Origin of the sequence: Bacillus sp. jun7 (assembly GCF_051034795.1) — a bacterium.
Taxonomy (GTDB): Bacteria; Bacillota; Bacilli; order Bacillales; family Bacillaceae; genus Bacillus; species Bacillus velezensis.
In genome coordinates, this window is the sequence record NZ_CP093219.1 from 2,759,066 (window position 1) to 2,779,009 (window position 19,944).

Here is a 19,944-nt window from a genome sequence, read left to right on the forward strand (position 1 = left end):
CGCCTGACAGCATTGACAGGCGGTTTTATGTCTTACCTTTAGAAAGCGCAATCATGTTTTACAGTTCTGAAAATTTATTACTGGGGAGGCTTTCCTTATGTTATTTTTCATTGATACAGCAAACATTGACGAGATTAAAGAAGCTTATGAACTTGGCGTTCTTGCCGGAGTTACGACAAATCCTAGTTTAGTGGCAAAAGAAGCTGACGTGTCTTTCCATGACAGACTTCGTGAGATTACGGAAGTCGTGAGCGGATCAGTAAGCGCGGAAGTCATTTCCCTGAATGCTGAAGAAATGATTGAAGAAGGTAAAGAACTTGCGAAAATCGCGCCGAATATTACGGTGAAAATCCCGATGACGTCTGAAGGGTTAAAAGCCGTAAAAGCGCTGAGCGACCTGAACATTAAAACAAACATAACGCTCATTTTCAGCGCCAACCAGGCGCTTTTGGCGGCAAGAGCCGGGGCGACTTATGTATCTCCGTTCTTAGGCCGTCTGGATGACATCGGCCATAACGGTCTTGAACTGATTTCAGAAATAAGACAGATTTTTGACATTCATGACATTGATACTCAAATCATCGCAGCTTCCATCCGTCATGCGCAGCACGTGACTGAAGCCGCTTTACGCGGTGCGCATATCGGTACGATGCCGCTGAAAGTCATTCACCAGCTGACGAAACATCCGTTAACGGATAAAGGCATCGAGCAATTCTTGGCTGACTGGAATAAATAAGGGGCGAAAAGGGCGGCAAACCGGTTGCATCCGTTTGCCGCACCCTTATGTTTTCCTGTTTGGCAGCGGGCCTTCAGTATCAAAGTGAAGAGTGTGTTTCCCCGGAATATGAACCCGGCGGGCCTCTGTGCATCCTGTGTTAAAAATGCCCCGCAAAGCTTCGCTATTTTCTTCCTGTTATTTTATAATGTCCTTGTATTCTTTCTCTTCGAATTGGCTACATTTTGGACAAGAGCTTTATTTGCAGAGACAGAATAAAATGCCATTTTATTTACGCTCCGCAGCTATCTTCTTATGGAAGGAGACTATCATGGAAAAGTTGAATATTGCCGGCGGCGATCCGTTAAACGGAACCGTACATATCAGCGGCGCGAAAAACAGCGCCGTCGCATTGATACCCGCAACCATTCTGGCAAATTCCGAAGTAACGATCGAAGGGCTTCCGGAGATCTCAGATATTGAAACGCTGCGTGACCTGCTGAAAGAAATCGGCGGAAACGTCCATTTTGAAAAAGGAGAAATGGTCGTTGACCCTTCCCCGATGATCAGCATGCCGCTTCCCAACGGCAAAGTGAAAAAACTCCGCGCTTCCTATTACTTAATGGGCGCGATGCTCGGCCGCTTCAAACAGGCGGTCATCGGACTGCCGGGCGGATGCCATCTCGGTCCGCGGCCGATTGACCAGCATATCAAAGGGTTTGAGGCGCTTGGAGCGGAAGTCACCAATGAACAAGGCGCGATTTATCTGCGCGCCGAAAGGCTGAGAGGCGCACGGATTTATTTAGATGTCGTCAGCGTCGGAGCGACGATCAATATCATGCTTGCCGCTGTACTGGCTGAAGGTAAAACCGTGATAGAAAACGCCGCCAAGGAACCTGAGATTATTGATGTTGCCACATTGCTCACCAGCATGGGCGCGAAGATCAAAGGCGCGGGAACCAATGTAATCAGAATCGACGGCGTAAAAGAGCTGCACGGATGCAGGCATACGATCATTCCGGACAGAATTGAGGCGGGCACCTTTATGATCGCCGGCGCCGCGATGGGGAAAGAAGTCATTATTGATAATGTCATACCGACTCACCTGGAGTCTTTAACGGCGAAGCTCAGGGAAATGGGTTTTTACATTGAGACGAGTGACGATCAGCTTCTTATGCTCGGCGGGCAGAAGCAGATAAAACCGGTCGACGTAAAAACGCTTGTTTACCCGGGATTCCCGACTGATCTTCAGCAGCCGATGACATCTCTGTTAACGAGAGCCAGTGGCACGAGCGTCGTAACCGACACCATCTACTCGGCCCGATTTAAACATATAGATGAGCTGAGACGGATGGGGGCCAATATGAAAGTGGAAGGCAGGTCGGCCATTATCACCGGTCCGGCCGAGCTTCAGGGCGCAAAAGTAAAGGCGAGCGATCTGCGTGCAGGCGCTTGTCTGGTCGTCGCCGGGCTCATGGCTGACGGCGTAACCGAAATTACCGGTCTCGAGCATTTAGACCGCGGCTACAGCAATCTTGAGAAAAAACTCGAAGGTCTGGGCGCCACAATCTGGCGGCAAAGGCTGACGGACGAAGAGATAGAACAGCTCCAAAATTCATAGAAATGCGGACTTTTGAGAGGAGATCGTGTTGAAATGGAAAGAAGCTTATCGATGGAATTGGTTCGAGTCACTGAAGCGGCGGCTTTAGCATCTGCCAGATGGATGGGCCGCGGGAAAAAAGATGAAGCTGATGATGCGGCGACAAGCGCAATGCGTGACGTGTTTGACACGGTGCCGATGAAAGGCACGGTCGTGATCGGGGAAGGCGAGATGGATGAAGCGCCGATGCTTTACATCGGCGAAAAGCTCGGAAACGGATACGGCCCGCGCGTCGATGTCGCCGTCGATCCTCTTGAAGGCACAAACATCGTAGCGAGCGGCGGCTGGAATGCGCTGACGGTGATCGCGGTCGCCGACCATGGAACATTGCTGAACGCCCCGGATATGTATATGGAAAAAATCGCGGTCGGTCCCGAAGCGGTAGGCTGCATCGATATCGAAGCGCCTGTCATTGATAACTTAAAAGCCGTTGCGAAAGCGAAAAATAAAGACATTGAAGATGTCGTGGCAACCATTTTAAATCGTGACAGACACGAAAAAATCATCTCTGAATTGCGTGAGGCGGGCGCCAGAATCAAACTGATCAACGACGGCGATGTCGCGGGCGCCATCAATACGGCCTTTGACCATACGGGAGTAGACATTCTCTTCGGTTCAGGCGGGGCTCCTGAAGGCGTGCTGTCTGCCGTTGCGTTAAAAGCGCTAGGCGGCGAAATCATCGGCAGGCTTCTGCCGCAAAGTGCGGAAGAGCAGGCGCGCTGTGAGCGAATGGGCCTTGATGTATCCAAAGTGCTCCGGATGGAGGACCTTGTGAGAGGGGATGACGCCATTTTTGCCGCAACGGGCGTCACGGACGGAGAGCTGCTGAAAGGCGTTCAGTTCAAAGGCTCCGTCGGCACGACTGAAAGCCTGGTCATCCGGGCGAAATCAGGAACGGTCCGATTCGTTGACGGAAGACACAGCCTGAAGAAAAAACCAAATCTTGTGATCCGGCCATAAATAGAGAAAAGCGGGACGGAAAGTCCCGCTTTTCTTTTGCAAAAAAGAGTCAACCCTATCATTTATATGTCAAAGCATTATTTAAGTTGAATAATTTTTTGAAATGAGGTAAAAATAAAGAGTGCTGCGATTTTTCTGTGTCATTCCTTCTTTTGAGTACTGGGAAATTTTCAAATTCTACCGCATACAGACGATATAAATATTGATCTTCTCAAGTTTTTGTCCTCGCTTCCTTCAAAACTCATTAAGACATTCCTTTTTTAAAAAAGCGCCGATCATGGGTGGAAGTGTTACCGATAGAAGTTCCTGAACGTTTTATAAAAGAATGTGCTTTGGCGGAATCATGCGAAGCAGCCGATTTGAATGAAAACAGCAATACATTGACTATGAAAAGCGTGGTGTTTTTATGAAAGACGTATCTATTTCCTCTTTGGAAAATATGAAATTAAAAGAACTATATGAACTGGCCAGACATTATAAAATCTCCTACTACAGCAAACTGACTAAAAAAGAATTAATCTTTGCCATCCTGAAAGCCAACGCCGAGCAGGAGGATCTTCTGTTTATGGAAGGCGTGCTCGAAATCATCCAATCGGAAGGATTCGGCTTCCTCAGACCGATTAATTACTCGCCAAGCTCAGAAGACATCTATATTTCTGCTTCCCAGATCCGCCGCTTTGATTTAAGAAACGGTGACAAAGTATCCGGCAAGGTGCGTCCGCCGAAAGAAAACGAACGCTATTACGGACTTTTGCACGTTGAAGCGGTAAATGGAGACGATCCGGAATCTGCGAAAGAGCGCGTTCATTTTCCCGCGCTGACTCCGCTTTATCCGGACCGCCAAATGGTGCTTGAGACGAAACCGAATTATCTCTCAACAAGAATTCTCGATATGATGGCTCCCGTCGGTTTCGGCCAGCGCGGTCTGATCGTGGCGCCGCCGAAAGCCGGTAAAACCATGCTGTTAAAAGAAATCGCTAACAGCATTACGACAAATCAGCCTGACGCTGAATTGATCGTTCTCTTAATTGATGAAAGACCGGAAGAAGTAACGGATATTGAACGTTCCGTAGCGGGCGATGTCGTCAGCTCGACGTTCGATGAAGTGCCGGAAAATCACATTAAGGTAGCGGAGCTTGTGCTTGAACGGGCGATGCGTCTCGTTGAACACAAAAAAGACGTTATCATTCTGATGGACAGCATTACCCGCCTGGCACGGGCCTACAACCTCGTTATCCCGCCAAGCGGACGTACGCTTTCCGGCGGGATTGACCCGGCTGCGTTCCATCGTCCGAAGCGCTTTTTCGGTGCCGCGAGAAACATTGAAGAGGGCGGCAGCCTGACCATTTTGGCGACGGCGCTCGTAGACACGGGCTCCCGGATGGATGACGTCATCTATGAAGAGTTTAAAGGAACGGGCAACATGGAGCTTCACCTTGACCGTTCTCTTGCGGAAAGACGGATTTTCCCGGCGATCGATATCCGCCGCTCCGGCACGCGGAAGGAAGAGCTGCTCGTGCCGAAAGAGCATCTTGACCGTCTATGGGCAATCCGCAAATCGATGTCTGATTCTCCGGACTTCGCAGAGAAGTTTATGAGAAAAATGAAAAAAACAAAAACGAATCAGGAATTCTTCGATCTGATCAACCAAGAATGGAAGCAGGCAAACCTTTCATCACCAGCCCGCCGCTGATAAAAAATGTATTTGCAAATGCAGTAAATGACTGATATAATTCTCTCATATGCGTTCCGGATTCGCTCCGGAATAATAACTCTGTTTCCACACGGGATTCAGGGCGGAAGGAGATGGATACAATGAAAGCAGGAATTCATCCTAATTTCAAAAAAGCAACAGTTAAATGCGCTTGCGGAAATGAATTTGAAACAGGCTCAGTAAAAGAAGAGGTACGCGTTGAGATTTGCTCTGAATGCCACCCATTCTACACTGGACGTCAAAAATTCGCTTCTGCTGATGGTCGTGTTGATCGCTTTAACAAAAAATACGGTCTTAAGTAATAATAGATTTTACAGGCAGGCAAGAATTGCTTCTTGCCTGTTTTTTATGTCCATAAACAGGAAAAAAAGGGGAGCGGATAGCCTATGTACATAATGAAGCAAAGCGGATGGCTTGAGCTGATATGCGGCAGCATGTTCTCTGGGAAATCAGAAGAGCTGATCCGCAGAGTGAAAAGAGCGACTTATGCGAAGCAGGAGGTCAAGGTGTTCAAACCTGCCATTGATAATCGCTACAATGAGGAGGCTGTCGTTTCTCACAACGGCACATCCATGACAAGCCACGTCATCTCGTCTTCGGCTGAAATATGGGATCATATCAGTGAAAGCACGGACGTCATCGCGGTAGATGAAGTGCAGTTTTTCGGCGAATCGATCATCGGCGACTTATCCTCGCTTGCGGATAAAGGCTATCGTGTCATCGCGGCCGGACTTGATATGGATTTCCGGGGAGAGCCGTTCGGCGTGGTGCCGAATCTGATGGCGGTTGCCGAATCAGTGACGAAGCTGCAGGCGGTCTGCTCCGTTTGCGGGTCGCCGGCAAGCCGTACGCAGCGTTTGATTGACGGGAAGCCCGCTTCCTATGATGATCCGGTCATTTTAGTCGGCGCGTCGGAGTCATACGAAGCGAGATGCAGACATCATCACGAAGTGCCGAAAAAACAGACTGATAAATAACCCTTTTCATGAAAACATCGGTAAAAAATCCGGTGTTTTTTTGACGGTTTTTCAAAAATTGTAGTTAATTAACTTAAAAAAGAGTATGAAAAAATTAAGTAATTTTCATCTCTTGAATTTTCATTTTTACAGGCATAAAATGACTAAGTAATGTAAATAGTTATGAGACATTGTTCGAATAATTGTCAAAAAAAGATATAGCAGATCGCGATCACACTAGCCAAAATGGGTAATTACTTAACTTTGTTAACTATTTGAAGAAAGAAGGAGATTTTCTTGAATAATATTAAAGTAACGAAGGAAGGCAACTTAGAAACTACTTTAAGAGGAAAAGAAGTTCTATCTATCCCTACTTTAAATAAAGGTGTTGCGTTTTCAGCAGAAGAAAGAAAAAGCCTTGGATTAGACGGGCTGCTTCCTCCGACAATTCTGTCTCTTGATGAGCAGGCAAAACGCGCATACGAGCAGTTTCAAGCTCAGCCGGACCGCCTTCGCCAAAACGTGTATTTGAATGATTTGCAAAACCGTAACGAAGTTCTTTTCTTTAAATTGCTTCAAAACCATCTTCGTGAAATGCTGCCGGTTGTTTACACACCGACTGTCGGTGAAGCGATTCAAGAATACAGCCATGAGTACAGAAGACCTCAAGGGATTTACCTTTCTATCGACAATGTAGAAGGAATCGAAGAGGCATTTGAAAACCTTCATGCCACTGCCGGAGATATTGATCTGATCGTTGCGACAGACTCAGAAAGCATCCTCGGAATCGGTGACTGGGGTGTAGGCGGTATCAACATCGCCATCGGTAAATTAGCCGTATACACAGCGGCTGCCGGTATTGACCCAAGCCGTGTTATTCCTGTCGTTCTTGACGTCGGTACGAACAATGAAAAACTTCTGAACGATCCTTTATACATCGGTAACCGTCATGAACGTATCCAAGGCGAACGTTATGAAGCTTTCATTGACGCTTATGTAAAAGCTGCGCTTAAATATTTCCCTAAAGCTCTTCTTCACTGGGAAGACCTTGGAAACAAAAACGCGCGCAATATCATGAAGAAATACAATCATGAAATTCTTACATTCAACGATGACATTCAAGGAACAGGCGCGATTACGCTTGCAGGTGTGCTTGCGGCTATGAAGAAAACAGGCGCGTCTATTAAAGACCAGCGTGTGGTTGTCTTCGGTGCGGGATCTGCCGGAATCGGAATCGCTGACCAAATCCGCGACACTATGGTGCTTGCCGGTCTTTCTGAAGAAGAAGCCAACAAAGCGTTCTACACAATGGACTACAGAGGCTTGTTAATTGAAGGTATGGAAAACATTCTTGATTTCCAAGAGCCGTACCTGCGCACAGCTGAAGAAATTAAAGATTGGAAACGCGATGAAAACGGACAAATTCCTTTCATTGAAGTGATCCGTCAAGCGAAACCGACAATCTTAATCGGTACATCAGGCCAAAGCGGCGCGTTCAGTGAAGAAATCGTCAAAGAAATGGCAAAACACGTTGAGCGTCCGGTCATCATGCCGATGTCTAACCCGACACCGCTTGCTGAAGCCGTTCCTAGCGATCTATTCAAATGGACTGACGGCAAAGTGCTTGTGGCGACAGGAAGCCCGTTTGACAATGTAGAGTACAATGGCGTTTCTCATGAAATCGGACAATCTAACAACGCATTTGCGTTCCCTGGACTTGGTCTCGGTTCAATCGTTGTAGAAGCGAAAGTGATTACTCCTGCAATGTTTGCGGCAACTGCTGACGCAATCGCAGAAAGCGTTGATTTTGAAACACCGGGTGCAGGCCTTCTGCCGAGCATGAGCGACTTACAAGAAGTTTCAATTAAAGTTGCGATCGCCGTAGCGGAAACTGCCATTAAAGAAGGCGTGGCAAACCGCATTCCTGAGAATGTAGAACAAGCCGTTCTTGATGCAATGTGGAAACCGCAATATAAACAAGTTATCGCTAAATAATTTTACGATTAATTTTACAGTCCGAGGGAAAGCTTTTATGTAAAGGCTAAAGTATACGGACATTAAGGATTTGGAGGAGAACATTTTGAGCTTCTTAGATATTTTAATCCTCCTGGCGCCGATCTTTTTCGTGATCGTGCTGGGATGGTTCGCAGGTCGCTTCGGAAGTTATGACGCGAAGTCAGCAAAAGGGGTAAGCACCTTAGTTACGAAGTACGCGCTTCCGGCGCATTTTATCGCAAGTATTTTAACCACTTCAAGAAGTGCGTTTTTATCACAGGTTCCTTTGATGGTCGCTTTGATCATTGGGATTGTCGGATTCTTTATCGTCATTCTGTTGGTTTGCAAATTTATCTTCAAGTATGATTTAACGAATTCATCTGTATTTTCTTTAAACTCTGCACAGCCGACATTTGCATTTATGGGTATTCCGGTACTCGGAAGCTTATTTGGAGCAAACGAAGTAGCGATTCCTATCGCCGTTACGGGTATCGTGGTTAACGCCATCCTTGACCCGCTTGCGATCATTATCGCTACTGTCGGAGAGTCATCTAAGAAACAAGACAGCGAAAACGAGAACTTCTGGAAAATGACTGGTAAGTCTATTCTTCACGGTCTTTCCGAACCGCTTGCGGCTGCACCGCTTATCAGTATCATCCTGGTACTCTGCGGTGTAACACTCCCTGGCTTGGGTGAAAAAATGCTTGATCAGCTCGGAAGCACAACATCAGGTGTTGCACTCTTCGCCGTCGGTGTAACTGTCGGTATCCGCAACATTAAGCTCAGTCTGCCGGCTTTCGGTATCGCTTTGTTAAAAGTTGCCGTTCAGCCTGCGCTGATGTACTTGATCGCTCTTGCAGTCGGACTTCCGGCTGACCAGATCACTAAAGCGGTATTGCTCGTTGCATTCCCTGGATCTGCGGTAGCGGCGATGATTGCCACACGTTTCGAAAAACAAGAGGAAGAAACTGCGTCCGCGTTCGTGATCAGTGCGATTTTATCTCTTATCTCACTGCCGATCATCATTGCGCTGACTGCATAATGAAAAGCTCCCTGTTTCAGGGAGCTTTTTTGATTAGAATTGAAATTTAAAAGGCGAAAATCTCGTTTTTTTTCTGGGTTTCTTATGTTCTGAAGAAGCGGCTGTTTCTGAGAGGGGAGCTGTCTGGGCAAGTTCCTGGATGCGGGAGGCCAATGTCTGCAATTCGGTATTGAGGTCGTCAATTTCCCGTCTGTGTTGAAGAAGCTGATAAGACACCCCTTCATCCGCCTTTTGTTTCAGCTGGCGTTCAAGCTCCTCTATCCTTGAAAGCAGATGGTTCTCACTTTGTTTCTCTTTCGTGAGAATGTCCAGTTTGCGCTCCAGCTCTGCCAACCTTTGTTCAGCGCCGCCAGTGATTTTCGGACGCTGCAAAATGAAGCCCGTCCGTTTTTTCGGCTGCCGGGGCACTTGAACGTCCAGAAGGGCAGTGCCTTCAGAAATTTGCCGTTTGACCGATTTCAGCACATCAAGATCCTCAGGTGTAAAGGAATAATGTCCGAGCTCATTCCGTTCAGCCGGAAGATTCAGCTGCTTGACCCACCTTTGCACCGTTTTTGCGGAGACACCGAGCTCTTTCGCGGCCATGTTTGTATTCATGATCACATACCTCCTTTTTGCTAGGTATTCGACCATGAGGCGGCGTTCCCTTCATGTTAGACAAAACAAGAAGGAATTCGCCAAAGAAAGCGGCATTTCTTCAAAAAACGTTACGCTTCATACAATTCAAGCGGAAGCTTGTCGGGATCGAAGAAAAAGGTAAACCGTTTCCCCGTCAGAGGATCGGTTCTGATCGGTTCTGTGCCGACGCCCTTTTCCTTTAACTCCCTGACGGCTGCTTCAAGATCGTTTACGGTGAAGGCGAGATGCCGGAGACCCGCGGCTTCCGGTCTGGTCGGCCGTTCGGGCGGATCGGGAAAGGAAAACAATTCAATCGCATATGCGCCGTCCAGCGCCAGATCGAGTTTATAAGATTCCCGTTCCTTTCGATATGTTTCTTTTATAATGCCGAAACCGAGTATCTCGGTGTAAAAAGCTTTCGACTTTTCATAATCAGAGCATATGATTGCTATATGGTGGATGGATTTCAGCATATCCGCCCCTCCTTTTTTGCTTCAGTATAACAGAGGCGAATTGCTTTTGACTGGTGATAAGCCCTATACTATAATGAGAATGTTACGCACAGGAAAACAGAGGTGAAGACCGTGTTAGACCGTTTACAGTCAATTGAACAACGATACGAAAAATTAAATGAGCTTTTAAGTGATCCGGAAGTGGTCAACGATCCGAAAAAGCTTAGAGAATATTCGAAAGAGCAATCTGATATACAAGAAACCGTTGAAGTCTATAGACAATACAGAGACGCATCAGAACAGCTTGCCGATGCGAAAGCGATGCTTGAGGAAAAGCTTGATGCCGATATGAGAGAAATGGTGAAGGAAGAAATCTCCGAACTGCAGGGAGAGACGGAAACCTTATCAGAGCGTTTGAAAGTGCTCCTCATCCCGAAAGACCCGAACGATGACAAAAACGTAATTATGGAGATCCGGGGAGCAGCGGGAGGAGAAGAAGCTGCGCTGTTTGCGGGAAATCTCTACAGAATGTACTCCCGTTACGCCGAGATCCAAGGCTGGAAGACTGAAGTCATGGAAGCAAACGTGACTGGAACGGGCGGTTACAAAGAAATCATCTTTATGATTACGGGAAAAGGCGCATACTCCAAGCTGAAGTATGAAAATGGCGCGCACCGCGTACAGCGTGTTCCGGAAACGGAATCAGGCGGCCGTATTCATACATCCACGGCGACGGTGGCGTGTCTTCCTGAAGCGGAAGAAGTAGAAGTGGACATCCACGAAAAAGACATCCGCGTCGATACATTCGCATCAAGCGGACCGGGCGGACAAAGCGTAAACACGACGATGTCGGCCGTACGCCTGACGCATTTACCGACCGGTGTCGTCGTATCCTGTCAGGATGAAAAATCTCAGATTAAAAACAAAGAAAAAGCGATGAAGGTGCTCCGCGCCAGAATCTATGACAAATTCCAGCAGGAAGCTCAGGCTGAATATGATCAGACCCGTAAATCAGCCGTCGGATCAGGCGACCGTTCCGAGCGTATCCGCACATACAATTTCCCGCAAAACCGTGTGACGGATCACCGCATCGGCCTGACGATTCAAAAGCTGGATCAAATCCTGGAAGGCAAGCTTGATGAAGTGGTTGAAGCGTTAATCGTAGAAGACCAGTCAAGCAAGCTCCAGCAGGCGGAAAATTAAGATGAAGACCGTTTTTGAAGCCCTAAGCTGGGCTTCTTCTTATTTAACCGAAGCGGGAAGAGAAAAAAACGCGGCCGAGCTGCTGCTGTTAAATGATATCGGAATGGATCGGAGCAAGCTTCTCGCAAGTCTGCAGGAGCCCGTCGGCGAGGACGAGCTTTACCGATTCAGACGGCATGTGGAAATGCATAAAGAAGGCGTTCCGATTCAATATATTATCGGGAAAGAACAGTTTTACGGCAGGGAATTTTTTGTGAATGACGATGTTCTTATTCCGCGTCCGGAAACGGAAGAAGTTGTGTTTCATCTGCTGGACAGACAGAAGCGGATATTTTCCGGGGCGGAACGACTGAACGTCATTGATATCGGTACGGGGAGCGGAGCTATTGCGGTGACGCTTGCGCTTGAATGCGGACATTTTTCAGTATCGGCTTCGGATATTTCAAAAGAAGCGCTGCAGGTGGCGGAAAGAAATGCGCAAAACCTCGGAGTGGACGTGTGCTTTTTGCAGGGAGATCTGTTAACTCCTTTTATTTCATCAGGAAAAAAAGCGGATATTATTGTTTCCAATCCGCCGTATATTTCTGAAGAAGAAATGGCGGATTTGTCGGATATCGTCCGTTTCCATGAGCCGCTTCATGCTCTTACGGACGGCGGTGACGGTTTGAAATTCTACAAGCGGTTTATGGAGGAGCTGCCTCTTGTCATGAAAGATAAAGCGCTTGTCGTCTTTGAAATCGGATATAATCAGGGAAAAGCCGTGAAAGACCTGTTCCGTCATTCCTTTCCGAATGCGGAAGTGGAAGTCGTACAGGACATCAACGGAAAAGACAGAACCGTATCCGCGGTCATCACATCATGAAAAAAGCCCGCCGGTGACGCACACGGCGGGCTTTTGTTACAATGGAAAGAAAATGAAAGGGGCATCCGCCTTGAAAAAAGCGTTCGCCTTCGGATGTATACTCGCCGCCGCAGCTTATGCGGCTGGATTTGTCCTGCCGTTTGGCTTTGACATCATTTTCGGCGCCGTTGCGGCTGTTCTTATCGTCGCAGCGGTCATCGTTTCCGGGCTGGCCGTAAGCGGAGCGGAGCAGCGGGCCAATTATCATTCTGAAACAGAAGAAGGACGGCACGCCCGTTTAAAGATGGCCGCCGTTTTCTTTTGCGCCGCTCTCCCTTCAGCCGGCTGTCTGCTGATTACGCTTCTGTAGCCGGATTTTGTCTTTGCAGCAATACGGAATCCCATACCCAATAGACGACGGCTGTTAAAACCGCAAAGATATAAAAGGCTGAATTAGAAAACAGAGATTGGCCTGACGGCTGCAAAAGACCGAAGATGATCCCGTTTGCAATGAACGACACCCCCAAATAATAAAGAAAATACAGCGGATGAAATCTCTTCGGCTTTTTATTCAGAAAGTATTGAAGCGGCAGCGCAAAAATCAAATAAGGAAACAAAAAATAAAACGCCATCGAAATGAAAGCCGCGATAATGAATTGATGAACATACAAAATAGAATAAATGACAGACATACATGCCGCCGACAGCAGCACGGTGTAATTATATTTCATCTGAAAACCTCCTATCAAAATAATATCGTACCATATTTTGAATCTGTCAATGCAGATTATCAGCTTGCTAGATTTTTTTCTTCCCGCCGGTTTAAACCTTTTCCGTCATGTCCATAATGGGACTAGATAAAAAAAGCACGGAGAGGAACGGTGGGGACCGATGAAACAGACAATGATGATCTGCATATATATTTTTCTTTTATTATCAGGAGCGCTTGCGGGTTTGACAAAAGAAGAAACGGCGCGGGCATCAGCCGATGAGCCCGTCGTCATACCGGATGAAGCGATCCGGCTCAGGATTTTGGCCAACAGTGATAACGATGAGGATCAAAAGCTCAAGCGCCAGATCAGAGATGCTGTAAACAAGCAAATTACGGACTGGGTGAAAGATATCACTTCCATTGAAGAAGCGCGGCGGCTCATTCGTTCGAAGCTTCCTGAAATTAAAGAAATCGCCAAACAAACGATGAAAGAAAAGGATGCGCATCAATCCGTTTCAGTTCAATTCAATAAAATCTCGTTTCCGACAAAGCTGTACGGCAATATGGTCTATCCGGCCGGAAAATATGAAGCGATTTTAATTACACTCGGCAATGGCGAGGGCGCCAACTGGTGGTGCGTCTTGTTTCCGCCGCTGTGCTTCCTTGATTTCTCAAACGGCGAAGCGGTGAAAGATCAGGAAGACGGCGGACAGAAGCAGGAAGAAACGCAGAAACAGACAGAAAAAGTGCTGGATGACGTAAAAGCGAAGGCTGATAAAGCGAAGAAAGAAAATAAAGATGACGATGATACCGAAGTGAAGTTTTTCCTCGTCGATTGGATTTCAGATCTATTTTCCTGAAGCAAAAGGCATAAATCCGGATTCGATTCATAGATTGGAAGAAAGAGTTGATCGAAACGGAGGGAAATATATGTTTTATCAGCTAAGAGTGGCAAGAGATCAAGATACGGAGGCGCTGGAGGCCTTTTTGAAAAAGTCTGATACGGCACATGCGGAAATCGATCAGCAGATCAGCCGGTTTATCGTGCTGGAAGACAGCGAAAAAAAGATTGCCGCCTGTCTCGGGATCGAAAAATTCAGCGGCGGAAAAGGGCTTCTCCGTTCACTCGTCATGTCGGACAGGCTGAATCAAAGCCATATCGTTACACTGTTTCAAAGTATGGATGTGCTGTGCAAAAAACATGAGATTCAAGATGTCTACTTAGTCGCCAATCAGCCCTCATCTGCTGAGTTTCTGAATGTGATGGGATTTGAAGCGTGCGCCGATGCGCCTGATGAACTGTATACGTCCGAACATTTCCGCAACTCGTTATGCACAGAAGGTTCGTTTTTAATGGTGAAAACCTCTGCCTGATCTAACTTATACACAAGGTTATCCACTTATTAAAAAGTGTTGTCCACAGTTTGTGGATAACACTTGTTTTATTAAAGGACATCTTTTATACTTTCAAAAGGAATACACGAGAGAAAATAAAGTTTTACCGCTTTAAAATAAGGAGTTTGGTTATACATGAAAACAAGAAGATGGTTTGTGGATTGTTCCGCAGAATTATCCACAACCGATCCCCAAATTACACAAGCCGCGGAATTGCTCCGGCAGAATGAGGTTGTGGCTTTTCCGACAGAAACCGTTTACGGACTGGGCGCTAACGCTGAAAATACGGAAGCCGTAACGAAAATATATGAGGCGAAAGGAAGGCCGAGCGATAACCCGCTGATTGTGCATATATCCCATATCAGCCAGCTTGATCGTTTTATCAGCCATATTCCTGAGACGGCGAAAAAGCTTATGGAGCTATTCTGGCCGGGGGCGCTGACCCTTGTCCTGCCGTGTAAGCCCGGTGCGCTGTCACCCCGTGTCACCGCGGGACTTGAGACGGTAGCGGTCAGAATGCCTGATCATCCGGCAGCATTAGCCCTCATCAGCTCGGCCGGACTGCCGATCGCCGCGCCGAGCGCCAATTTATCAGGAAAACCGAGCCCGACGAAGGCCGAGCATGTAGCTCATGATTTAAACGGCCGTATTGCCGGTATTGTGGACGGCGGCGCGACGGGAATCGGAGTGGAATCAACCGTTCTGTCCTGTACGGGGAAACAGCCCGTGCTGCTTCGTCCGGGAGGCGTGACAAAAGAGCAGATTGAATCCGCCGCCGGTCCGGTTCTTGTGGATAAAGGGCTGACCGAAGAAGATGAGGTTCCTATTTCTCCCGGTATGAAATATACACATTACGCGCCTTCTGCGCCGATGGCTATTGCCGACGGCGGCGCCCGGAGAATTCAAGAACTGGCAGACGCATATAAAAGCCGGGGAAAACGAATCGGCATTTTGACAACAGAAGAGAACGCCGATAGTTACCAGGCTGATTATATCAAGGTCTGCGGCAAACGCGCCGACCTTGAAACAGTGGCGTCCGCCTTATACGATGCGCTCCGCAGCTTTGATGAAGCGGAAGTGGATATGATTATTTCTGAGTCCTTTCCGGATACCGGAGTGGGGCTCGCCGTTATGAACAGGCTGATGAAAGCCGCAGGCGGCACCGTTATCCATTAACTTGTTCTACCCCTTATCGGACATGCATAAGCTAAACAAGCGGGCACGTCCAAGGGGGTTTTTATTCATGTCGAATCTATTCATCGGGGAACTTGTCTCCTTAAGCATCATGGCATTTGCTTTGGGGACGGATGCCTTTTCCGTCGGACTCGGAATGGGAATGATTCAGCTGAAGAAAAAACAGATTTTTCATATAGGGGTTGTCATCGGGCTGTTTCATGTCATGATGCCGCTTGTGGGAATGGCGGCCGGGCATCTGCTGTCCGGTTTTCTGGGGATGCTCGCCGTTTACATCGGCGGATCTCTTCTTTTCATTTTAGGGGTGCAGATGATGATCGCCGCGTTTAAACAATCGGACGGGCCGCTCATATCTCCGGCAGGCTCGGGACTGTTGCTGTTTGCGGTCGGTGTCAGTCTGGACAGCTTTTCTGTCGGGCTCAGTCTCGGGATGAACGGCTCCAATCCGTTTCTGGCCGTTACGCTGTTCGGGGTCTTCAGCACCGTTTTAACATGGGCGGGCCTTTTGGCGGGAAGAAAGGTGCAGTCGTGGCTCGGCTCCTACAGCGAAGCGCTTGGCGGAGCCATTTTGATCGGATTCGGGCTGAAACTGCTTTTACCGATATAAGATACGTAAAAAAAGAAACGAAGATGCCGTTTCTTTTTTCTTCATTTATAATAGGCAGTAAGAGGTGACGGACATGAAAATAATCTTTGTTTGTACAGGCAATACGTGCCGCAGTCCCATGGCTGAGGCTCTTTTTAAATCCATAGCAGAAACGAAAGGGCTGGATGTCAGCGTAAGCTCGGCCGGCGTATTCGCGTCTCCGCACGGAAAAGCGTCGGCTCATGCCGTAGAAGCGCTGTTTGAAAAACGGATCGCCCTCAATCACAGTTCATCTCCCTTATCGGAAGAACATATCGAGACGGCCGATCTGGTGCTGGCGATGACCGAACAGCATAAACAGCTGATTGAAGGCCGATATCAAAACAGTCAGGGCAAAGTCTTTACCATTAAAGAATACGTGACGGGGGAAAGCGGCGATATCTCTGACCCGTTCGGCGGTCCGCTTGATGTTTATAAACAGACGCGGGACGAACTGGAGGAGCTGCTGACCCTTTTGGCTGATCAATTGCTTGACGGGAAAAGCAAGTAATCTGTCAGAAAATCTGCAAACAGGTCATTTGCAAAACGAATGTGAAAGAGTAGAATGAAATCAACGGATTTCGTAATAAAAAGGACAAGCACACTGGGCTGTCTTCGCCCAGCCACACCTAGGAGGTAAATGAATGAAAGTAGCTATTGCGTCAGATCACGGCGGCGTCCATATCCGCGAAGAAATAAAAAGTCTTTTGGATGAATTGCAGATTGAATACATTGATATGGGCTGTGAATGCGGCGCCGGCTCTGTCGATTATTCAGACTACGCTTTTCCGGTAGCGGAAAAAGTGGTGAACGGCGAAGCTGACAGGGGAATTTTAATTTGCGGCACAGGCATCGGCATGAGCATCTCCGCAAATAAGGTAAAGGGCATACGCTGTGCGCTTGCCCATGACACCTTCAGCGCAAAAGCGACGCGTGAACACAATGACACGAATGTTCTTGCGATGGGCGAACGCGTCATCGGCCCGGGGCTGGCGCGCGAAATCGCAAAAGTCTGGCTGACGACTGAATTTACGGGCGGCCGCCACGAACGGCGGATCGGCAAAATCGCAGATTACGAAGAAAAAAATCTGTAAGAGGTGCTGGACAATGGAAGAGATGAAGCAAAAATGGACGGACATGCTGACTGAGTTTCAAGAGCAGGCAGGACTGACGGACGGCAGTCTGCTGGTGATCGGGTGCAGTACAAGTGAAGCCGCCGGAAGCCGGATCGGCACCGCCGGAAGCGGGGATTGGGCTGAATTGATATACGGCGGACTTAACCGGTTTAAGGAAAAAACGGGTGTGCATCTTGCTTTTCAATGCTGCGAGCATTTAAACAGGGCGCTTGTCATTGAAGCGGAAACGGCCGAGCGGTTCAGGCTCCCCATTGTTTCAGCCGTCCCCGTCCCGAAAGCGGGCGGAGCGATGGCCTCTTATGCATACCGGCAGATGCGTTCTCCAGTGCTCGCTGAATCGATTCAGGCTGACGCCGGGATTGACATCGGTGATACGTTCATCGGCATGCATCTGAAACCCGTTGCCGTCCCTGTCCGGATATCGAGCCGTGAGCTTGGAGAAGCACATGTGACGATGGCCCGGACAAGACCGAAGCTGATAGGCGGAATTCGCGCCGTTTATGAATGCGAATGATGAAAATGCTTTTCCTGTATAATGTTCGTGTTTTCTAATTAAATTTTGTGATTTTTTTAAATAAGCTGTTACATTCACCTGAAAAACCATGTACAATAAGGGTGGTAAAAATAAAGAACAGGAAACGGATAGGAGAGGATCTCGCTGATGAAACATTTACCTGTACAAGATAAACAAGTGTTTAACGCCATCAAAGATGAGCGTAAGCGTCAACAGACTAAGATCGAATTAATTGCTTCTGAAAACTTCGTGACGGAAGCGGTAATGGAAGCACAAGGCTCTGTTTTAACAAACAAATATGCTGAAGGCTACCCCGGCAAACGCTACTACGGCGGCTGTGAGCATGTTGATGTCGTTGAGGACATCGCCCGCGACCGCGCGAAAGAGATTTTCGGAGCTGAGCATGTAAACGTTCAGCCGCACTCAGGCGCTCAGGCGAACATGGCTGTTTACTTCACGATTTTAGAGCACGGCGACACGGTGCTCGGGATGAACCTCTCCCACGGCGGCCACTTAACACACGGAAGCCCGGTTAATTTCAGCGGCGTTCAATACAACTTTGTAGAATACGGTGTCGATAAAGACACGCAATATATAGATTATGAAGATGTGCGTGAAAAAGCGCTGGCGCATAAGCCGAAACTCATCGTAGCCGGAGCGAGCGCATACCCCCGCACGATCGACTTTAAAAAATTCCGCGAAATCGCTGATGAAGTCGGCGCTTACTTCATGGTAGACATGGCGCATATCGCGGGTCTTGTCGCAGCCGGTCTTCATCCGAATCCGGTTCCTTACGCTGACTTTGTAACGACAACGACTCACAAAACACTTCGCGGCCCCCGCGGAGGAATGATCCTTTGCCGTGAAGAGTTCGGCAAGAAGATTGATAAATCCATTTTCCCGGGAATCCAAGGCGGACCGCTTATGCATGTCATCGCGGCCAAAGCCGTATCTTTCGGAGAAGTGCTTGAAGATGATTTCAAAACATATGCGCAAAACGTCATCTCGAACGCGAAGCGCCTGGCTGAGTCTCTGAACAAAGAGGGCATTCAGCTCGTATCAGGCGGAACGGATAACCACCTTGTGCTTGTCGACCTCCGTTCTCTCGGACTGACCGGAAAAGTCGCTGAACACGTTCTTGATGAAATCGGCATTACATCTAATAAAAACGCGATCCCTTACGATCCGGAAAAACCGTTCGTCACAAGCGGAATCCGTCTCGGTACGGCAGCTGTGACAAGCCGCGGCTTTGACGGTGATGCGCTTGAAGAAGTCGGCGCCATCATCGGCCTCGCGCTGAAAAATCATGAAGACGAAGCAAAACTTGAAGAAGCGAGACAGCGCGTATCTGCCTTGACTGAAAAGTTTCCTTTATATAAAGATCTGGACTATTAATAAGGAAGAAACCCGCCGGAACCTTAATCCGGCGGGTTTTTTTATGATTTTCTTGAAACTGTTTGTCTTTTTCTGTAGAATCAATAGAAGTGTGAAAAAGTCACTCGGACAACAAAAAAGGAGCTGAACACAGTATGGGAAAGGTTTACGTATTTGATCATCCTTTAATCCAGCATAAGCTGACATATATTCGGAATGAAAATACAGGTACAAAGGATTTCAGAGACCTTGTGGACGAAGTCGCATCACTGATGGCGTTTGAAATTACACGTGATCTTCCTCTTAAAGAAGTGGAAGTGAAAACACCTGTTCAAACAGCGACTTCCAAAGTGATTTCAGGGAAGAAACTCGGTATCGTGCCGATCCTGAGAGCGGGTCTCGGAATGGTAGACGGCATGCTGAAATTAATCCCGGCCGCTAAAGTGGGACATGTCGGATTATACCGTGATCCGGAAACCTTAAAACCGGTGGAATACTATGTCAAGCTTCCTTCTGATGTAGAAGAACGCGAATTTATTGTCGTGGATCCGATGCTTGCTACGGGAGGCTCTGCGGTGGAAGCGATCAACAGCCTGAAAAAGCGCGGCGCGAGAAACATTCGTTTTATGTGTCTTGTAGCGGCTCCGGAAGGCGTGGAAGAGCTGCAGAAACATCATTCTGACGTTGATATTTATATCGCCGCCCTTGATGAAAAACTGAATGAAAAAGGCTATATCGTTCCGGGCCTCGGTGACGCGGGTGACAGACTGTACGGAACCAAATAAATCGGAAAACCTCATTCAGGGGGTTTTCTTTTTTTATCCAGATATTTGCTGAA

At 47.8% G+C, this 19,944-nt stretch carries 23 protein-coding genes and 1 pseudogene; 21 read left to right on the forward strand and 3 right to left on the reverse strand.

Annotation, left to right across the window (positions count from 1 at the left end; translation table 11 throughout):
* Positions 1-97: 97 nt before the first annotated feature.
* From fsa to MJQ52_RS13475, 9 genes and pseudogenes are all read left to right on the forward strand, one after another.
* Positions 98-736 (forward strand): fructose-6-phosphate aldolase, encoded by a 639-nt coding sequence (fsa, locus tag MJQ52_RS13435; protein WP_265210213.1) that lies wholly within the window; start codon positions 98-100, stop codon positions 734-736.
* A 310-nt stretch (positions 737-1,046) separates the two neighbouring features.
* Positions 1,047-2,336, forward strand: coding sequence for a UDP-N-acetylglucosamine 1-carboxyvinyltransferase (locus tag MJQ52_RS13440; protein ID WP_014306008.1), 1,290 nt, complete (start codon positions 1,047-1,049; stop codon positions 2,334-2,336).
* 33 nt (positions 2,337-2,369) lie between these two features.
* Positions 2,370-3,335, forward strand: coding sequence for a class II fructose-bisphosphatase (glpX, locus tag MJQ52_RS13445; RefSeq protein ID WP_003151105.1), 966 nt, complete (start codon positions 2,370-2,372; stop codon positions 3,333-3,335).
* A gap of 201 nt (positions 3,336-3,536) precedes the next feature.
* Positions 3,537-3,745 (forward strand): annotated as a pseudogene (locus MJQ52_RS13450) (hypothetical protein).
* On the forward strand, positions 3,742-5,028 hold the full coding sequence (rho, locus tag MJQ52_RS13455) for a transcription termination factor Rho (protein ID WP_191073235.1): 1,287 nt from the start codon (positions 3,742-3,744) through the stop codon (positions 5,026-5,028). The pseudogene MJQ52_RS13450 and the gene rho overlap by 4 nt, the downstream one beginning before the upstream one ends.
* Positions 5,029-5,150: 122 nt before the next feature.
* Complete coding sequence (rpmE, locus tag MJQ52_RS13460) at positions 5,151-5,351, forward strand: 50S ribosomal protein L31 (protein WP_003151132.1); 201 nt, start codon at positions 5,151-5,153, stop codon at positions 5,349-5,351.
* Between the two features lie 84 nt (positions 5,352-5,435).
* A complete protein-coding gene (locus tag MJQ52_RS13465) occupies positions 5,436-6,026 on the forward strand; it encodes a thymidine kinase (RefSeq protein ID WP_191073234.1) in 591 nt (196 codons plus the stop codon).
* Positions 6,027-6,302: 276 nt separating this feature from the next.
* On the forward strand, positions 6,303-8,000 hold the full coding sequence (gene malS / locus MJQ52_RS13470) for an oxaloacetate-decarboxylating malate dehydrogenase (protein WP_003151135.1): 1,698 nt from the start codon (positions 6,303-6,305) through the stop codon (positions 7,998-8,000).
* An 85-nt stretch (positions 8,001-8,085) separates the two neighbouring features.
* Positions 8,086-9,042, forward strand: a complete 957-nt coding sequence (locus MJQ52_RS13475) for an AEC family transporter (RefSeq protein WP_156735443.1) — start codon at positions 8,086-8,088, stop codon at positions 9,040-9,042.
* 33 nt (positions 9,043-9,075) lie between these two features.
* Here the strand turns inward: MJQ52_RS13475 and racA are convergent, their stop codons facing one another.
* Both racA and gloA2 read right to left on the reverse strand, forming a co-directional pair.
* Entirely contained in the window at positions 9,076-9,639 is a 564-nt protein-coding gene (racA, locus tag MJQ52_RS13480; protein WP_191073233.1) for a chromosome-anchoring protein RacA, read from the reverse strand.
* Between the two features lie 110 nt (positions 9,640-9,749).
* On the reverse strand, positions 9,750-10,133 hold the full coding sequence (gene gloA2 / locus MJQ52_RS13485; protein WP_003151138.1) for an SMU1112c/YaeR family gloxylase I-like metalloprotein: 384 nt from the start codon (positions 10,131-10,133) through the stop codon (positions 9,750-9,752).
* Between the two features lie 111 nt (positions 10,134-10,244).
* Between gloA2 and prfA the strand changes: the two genes are divergently transcribed.
* The 3 genes from prfA (at position 10,245) to MJQ52_RS13500 (ending at position 12,526) form a co-directional block, all read left to right on the forward strand.
* The gene (gene prfA / locus MJQ52_RS13490) at positions 10,245-11,315 is read left to right on the forward strand and encodes a peptide chain release factor 1 (RefSeq protein WP_003151139.1); all 1,071 of its coding nucleotides are present in this window, start codon (positions 10,245-10,247) and stop codon (positions 11,313-11,315) included.
* Position 11,316: 1 nt separating this feature from the next.
* Positions 11,317-12,177, forward strand: coding sequence for a peptide chain release factor N(5)-glutamine methyltransferase (gene prmC, locus MJQ52_RS13495; RefSeq protein WP_146275708.1), 861 nt, complete (start codon positions 11,317-11,319; stop codon positions 12,175-12,177).
* 70 nt (positions 12,178-12,247) lie between these two features.
* Positions 12,248-12,526: a DUF5316 family protein gene (locus MJQ52_RS13500; RefSeq protein WP_094247424.1), complete on the forward strand. Its 279-nt coding sequence runs from the start codon at positions 12,248-12,250 to the stop codon at positions 12,524-12,526.
* On the opposite strand, the gene MJQ52_RS13505 is transcribed toward MJQ52_RS13500, so the two are convergent.
* Complete coding sequence (locus MJQ52_RS13505; RefSeq protein ID WP_003151143.1) at positions 12,513-12,887, reverse strand: UPF0715 family protein; 375 nt, start codon at positions 12,885-12,887, stop codon at positions 12,513-12,515. The two genes, MJQ52_RS13500 and MJQ52_RS13505, sit on opposite strands and share 14 nt — an antisense overlap.
* Positions 12,888-13,047: 160 nt before the next feature.
* On the opposite strand from MJQ52_RS13505, the gene spoIIR reads away from it, so the two are divergent.
* The 9 genes from spoIIR (at position 13,048) to upp (ending at position 19,891) form a co-directional block, all read left to right on the forward strand.
* Positions 13,048-13,728, forward strand: a complete 681-nt coding sequence (spoIIR, locus tag MJQ52_RS13510) for a stage II sporulation protein R (RefSeq protein WP_069449064.1) — start codon at positions 13,048-13,050, stop codon at positions 13,726-13,728.
* Positions 13,729-13,798: 70 nt separating this feature from the next.
* Entirely contained in the window at positions 13,799-14,242 is a 444-nt protein-coding gene (locus MJQ52_RS13515; protein ID WP_003151145.1) for a hypothetical protein, read from the forward strand.
* Between the two features lie 156 nt (positions 14,243-14,398).
* Complete coding sequence (locus tag MJQ52_RS13520) at positions 14,399-15,439, forward strand: L-threonylcarbamoyladenylate synthase (protein WP_172615045.1); 1,041 nt, start codon at positions 14,399-14,401, stop codon at positions 15,437-15,439.
* 67 nt (positions 15,440-15,506) lie between these two features.
* Positions 15,507-16,064, forward strand: a complete 558-nt coding sequence (locus MJQ52_RS13525) for a manganese efflux pump MntP (RefSeq protein ID WP_003151147.1) — start codon at positions 15,507-15,509, stop codon at positions 16,062-16,064.
* A 73-nt stretch (positions 16,065-16,137) separates the two neighbouring features.
* Complete coding sequence (locus MJQ52_RS13530) at positions 16,138-16,593, forward strand: low molecular weight protein arginine phosphatase (RefSeq protein ID WP_029325731.1); 456 nt, start codon at positions 16,138-16,140, stop codon at positions 16,591-16,593.
* A 133-nt stretch (positions 16,594-16,726) separates the two neighbouring features.
* Positions 16,727-17,176: a ribose 5-phosphate isomerase B gene (gene rpiB, locus MJQ52_RS13535; RefSeq protein WP_003151149.1), complete on the forward strand. Its 450-nt coding sequence runs from the start codon at positions 16,727-16,729 to the stop codon at positions 17,174-17,176.
* Positions 17,177-17,189: 13 nt separating this feature from the next.
* On the forward strand, positions 17,190-17,732 hold the full coding sequence (locus tag MJQ52_RS13540) for a TIGR01440 family protein (RefSeq protein WP_007407598.1): 543 nt from the start codon (positions 17,190-17,192) through the stop codon (positions 17,730-17,732).
* A 147-nt stretch (positions 17,733-17,879) separates the two neighbouring features.
* Entirely contained in the window at positions 17,880-19,127 is a 1,248-nt protein-coding gene (gene glyA, locus MJQ52_RS13545; protein WP_094247426.1) for a serine hydroxymethyltransferase, read from the forward strand.
* 134 nt (positions 19,128-19,261) lie between these two features.
* Positions 19,262-19,891 carry a uracil phosphoribosyltransferase gene (upp, locus tag MJQ52_RS13550; protein ID WP_003151154.1) on the forward strand — a complete coding sequence of 210 codons (630 nt, stop codon included), beginning with the start codon at positions 19,262-19,264 and terminating at the stop codon, positions 19,889-19,891.
* Positions 19,892-19,944: the final 53 nt, after the last annotated feature.

Coding starts and splice junctions, on each gene's coding strand:
- fsa (WP_265210213.1), top strand. CDS start 98: ATGTTATTTTTCATTGATACAGCAAACATTGACGAGATTAAAGAAGCT.
- MJQ52_RS13440 (WP_014306008.1), top strand. CDS start 1,047: ATGGAAAAGTTGAATATTGCCGGCGGCGATCCGTTAAACGGAACCGTA.
- glpX (WP_003151105.1), top strand. CDS start 2,370: ATGGAAAGAAGCTTATCGATGGAATTGGTTCGAGTCACTGAAGCGGCG.
- rho (WP_191073235.1), top strand. CDS start 3,742: ATGAAAGACGTATCTATTTCCTCTTTGGAAAATATGAAATTAAAAGAA.
- rpmE (WP_003151132.1), top strand. CDS start 5,151: ATGAAAGCAGGAATTCATCCTAATTTCAAAAAAGCAACAGTTAAATGC.
- MJQ52_RS13465 (WP_191073234.1), top strand. CDS start 5,436: ATGTACATAATGAAGCAAAGCGGATGGCTTGAGCTGATATGCGGCAGC.
- racA (WP_191073233.1), bottom strand. CDS start 9,639: ATGAATACAAACATGGCCGCGAAAGAGCTCGGTGTCTCCGCAAAAACG.
- gloA2 (WP_003151138.1), bottom strand. CDS start 10,133: ATGCTGAAATCCATCCACCATATAGCAATCATATGCTCTGATTATGAA.
- prmC (WP_146275708.1), top strand. CDS start 11,317: ATGAAGACCGTTTTTGAAGCCCTAAGCTGGGCTTCTTCTTATTTAACC.
- MJQ52_RS13505 (WP_003151143.1), bottom strand. CDS start 12,887: ATGAAATATAATTACACCGTGCTGCTGTCGGCGGCATGTATGTCTGTC.
- spoIIR (WP_069449064.1), top strand. CDS start 13,048: ATGAAACAGACAATGATGATCTGCATATATATTTTTCTTTTATTATCA.
- MJQ52_RS13515 (WP_003151145.1), top strand. CDS start 13,799: ATGTTTTATCAGCTAAGAGTGGCAAGAGATCAAGATACGGAGGCGCTG.
- MJQ52_RS13520 (WP_172615045.1), top strand. CDS start 14,399: ATGAAAACAAGAAGATGGTTTGTGGATTGTTCCGCAGAATTATCCACA.
- MJQ52_RS13525 (WP_003151147.1), top strand. CDS start 15,507: ATGTCGAATCTATTCATCGGGGAACTTGTCTCCTTAAGCATCATGGCA.
- MJQ52_RS13530 (WP_029325731.1), top strand. CDS start 16,138: ATGAAAATAATCTTTGTTTGTACAGGCAATACGTGCCGCAGTCCCATG.
- rpiB (WP_003151149.1), top strand. CDS start 16,727: ATGAAAGTAGCTATTGCGTCAGATCACGGCGGCGTCCATATCCGCGAA.
- MJQ52_RS13540 (WP_007407598.1), top strand. CDS start 17,190: ATGGAAGAGATGAAGCAAAAATGGACGGACATGCTGACTGAGTTTCAA.
- glyA (WP_094247426.1), top strand. CDS start 17,880: ATGAAACATTTACCTGTACAAGATAAACAAGTGTTTAACGCCATCAAA.
- upp (WP_003151154.1), top strand. CDS start 19,262: ATGGGAAAGGTTTACGTATTTGATCATCCTTTAATCCAGCATAAGCTG.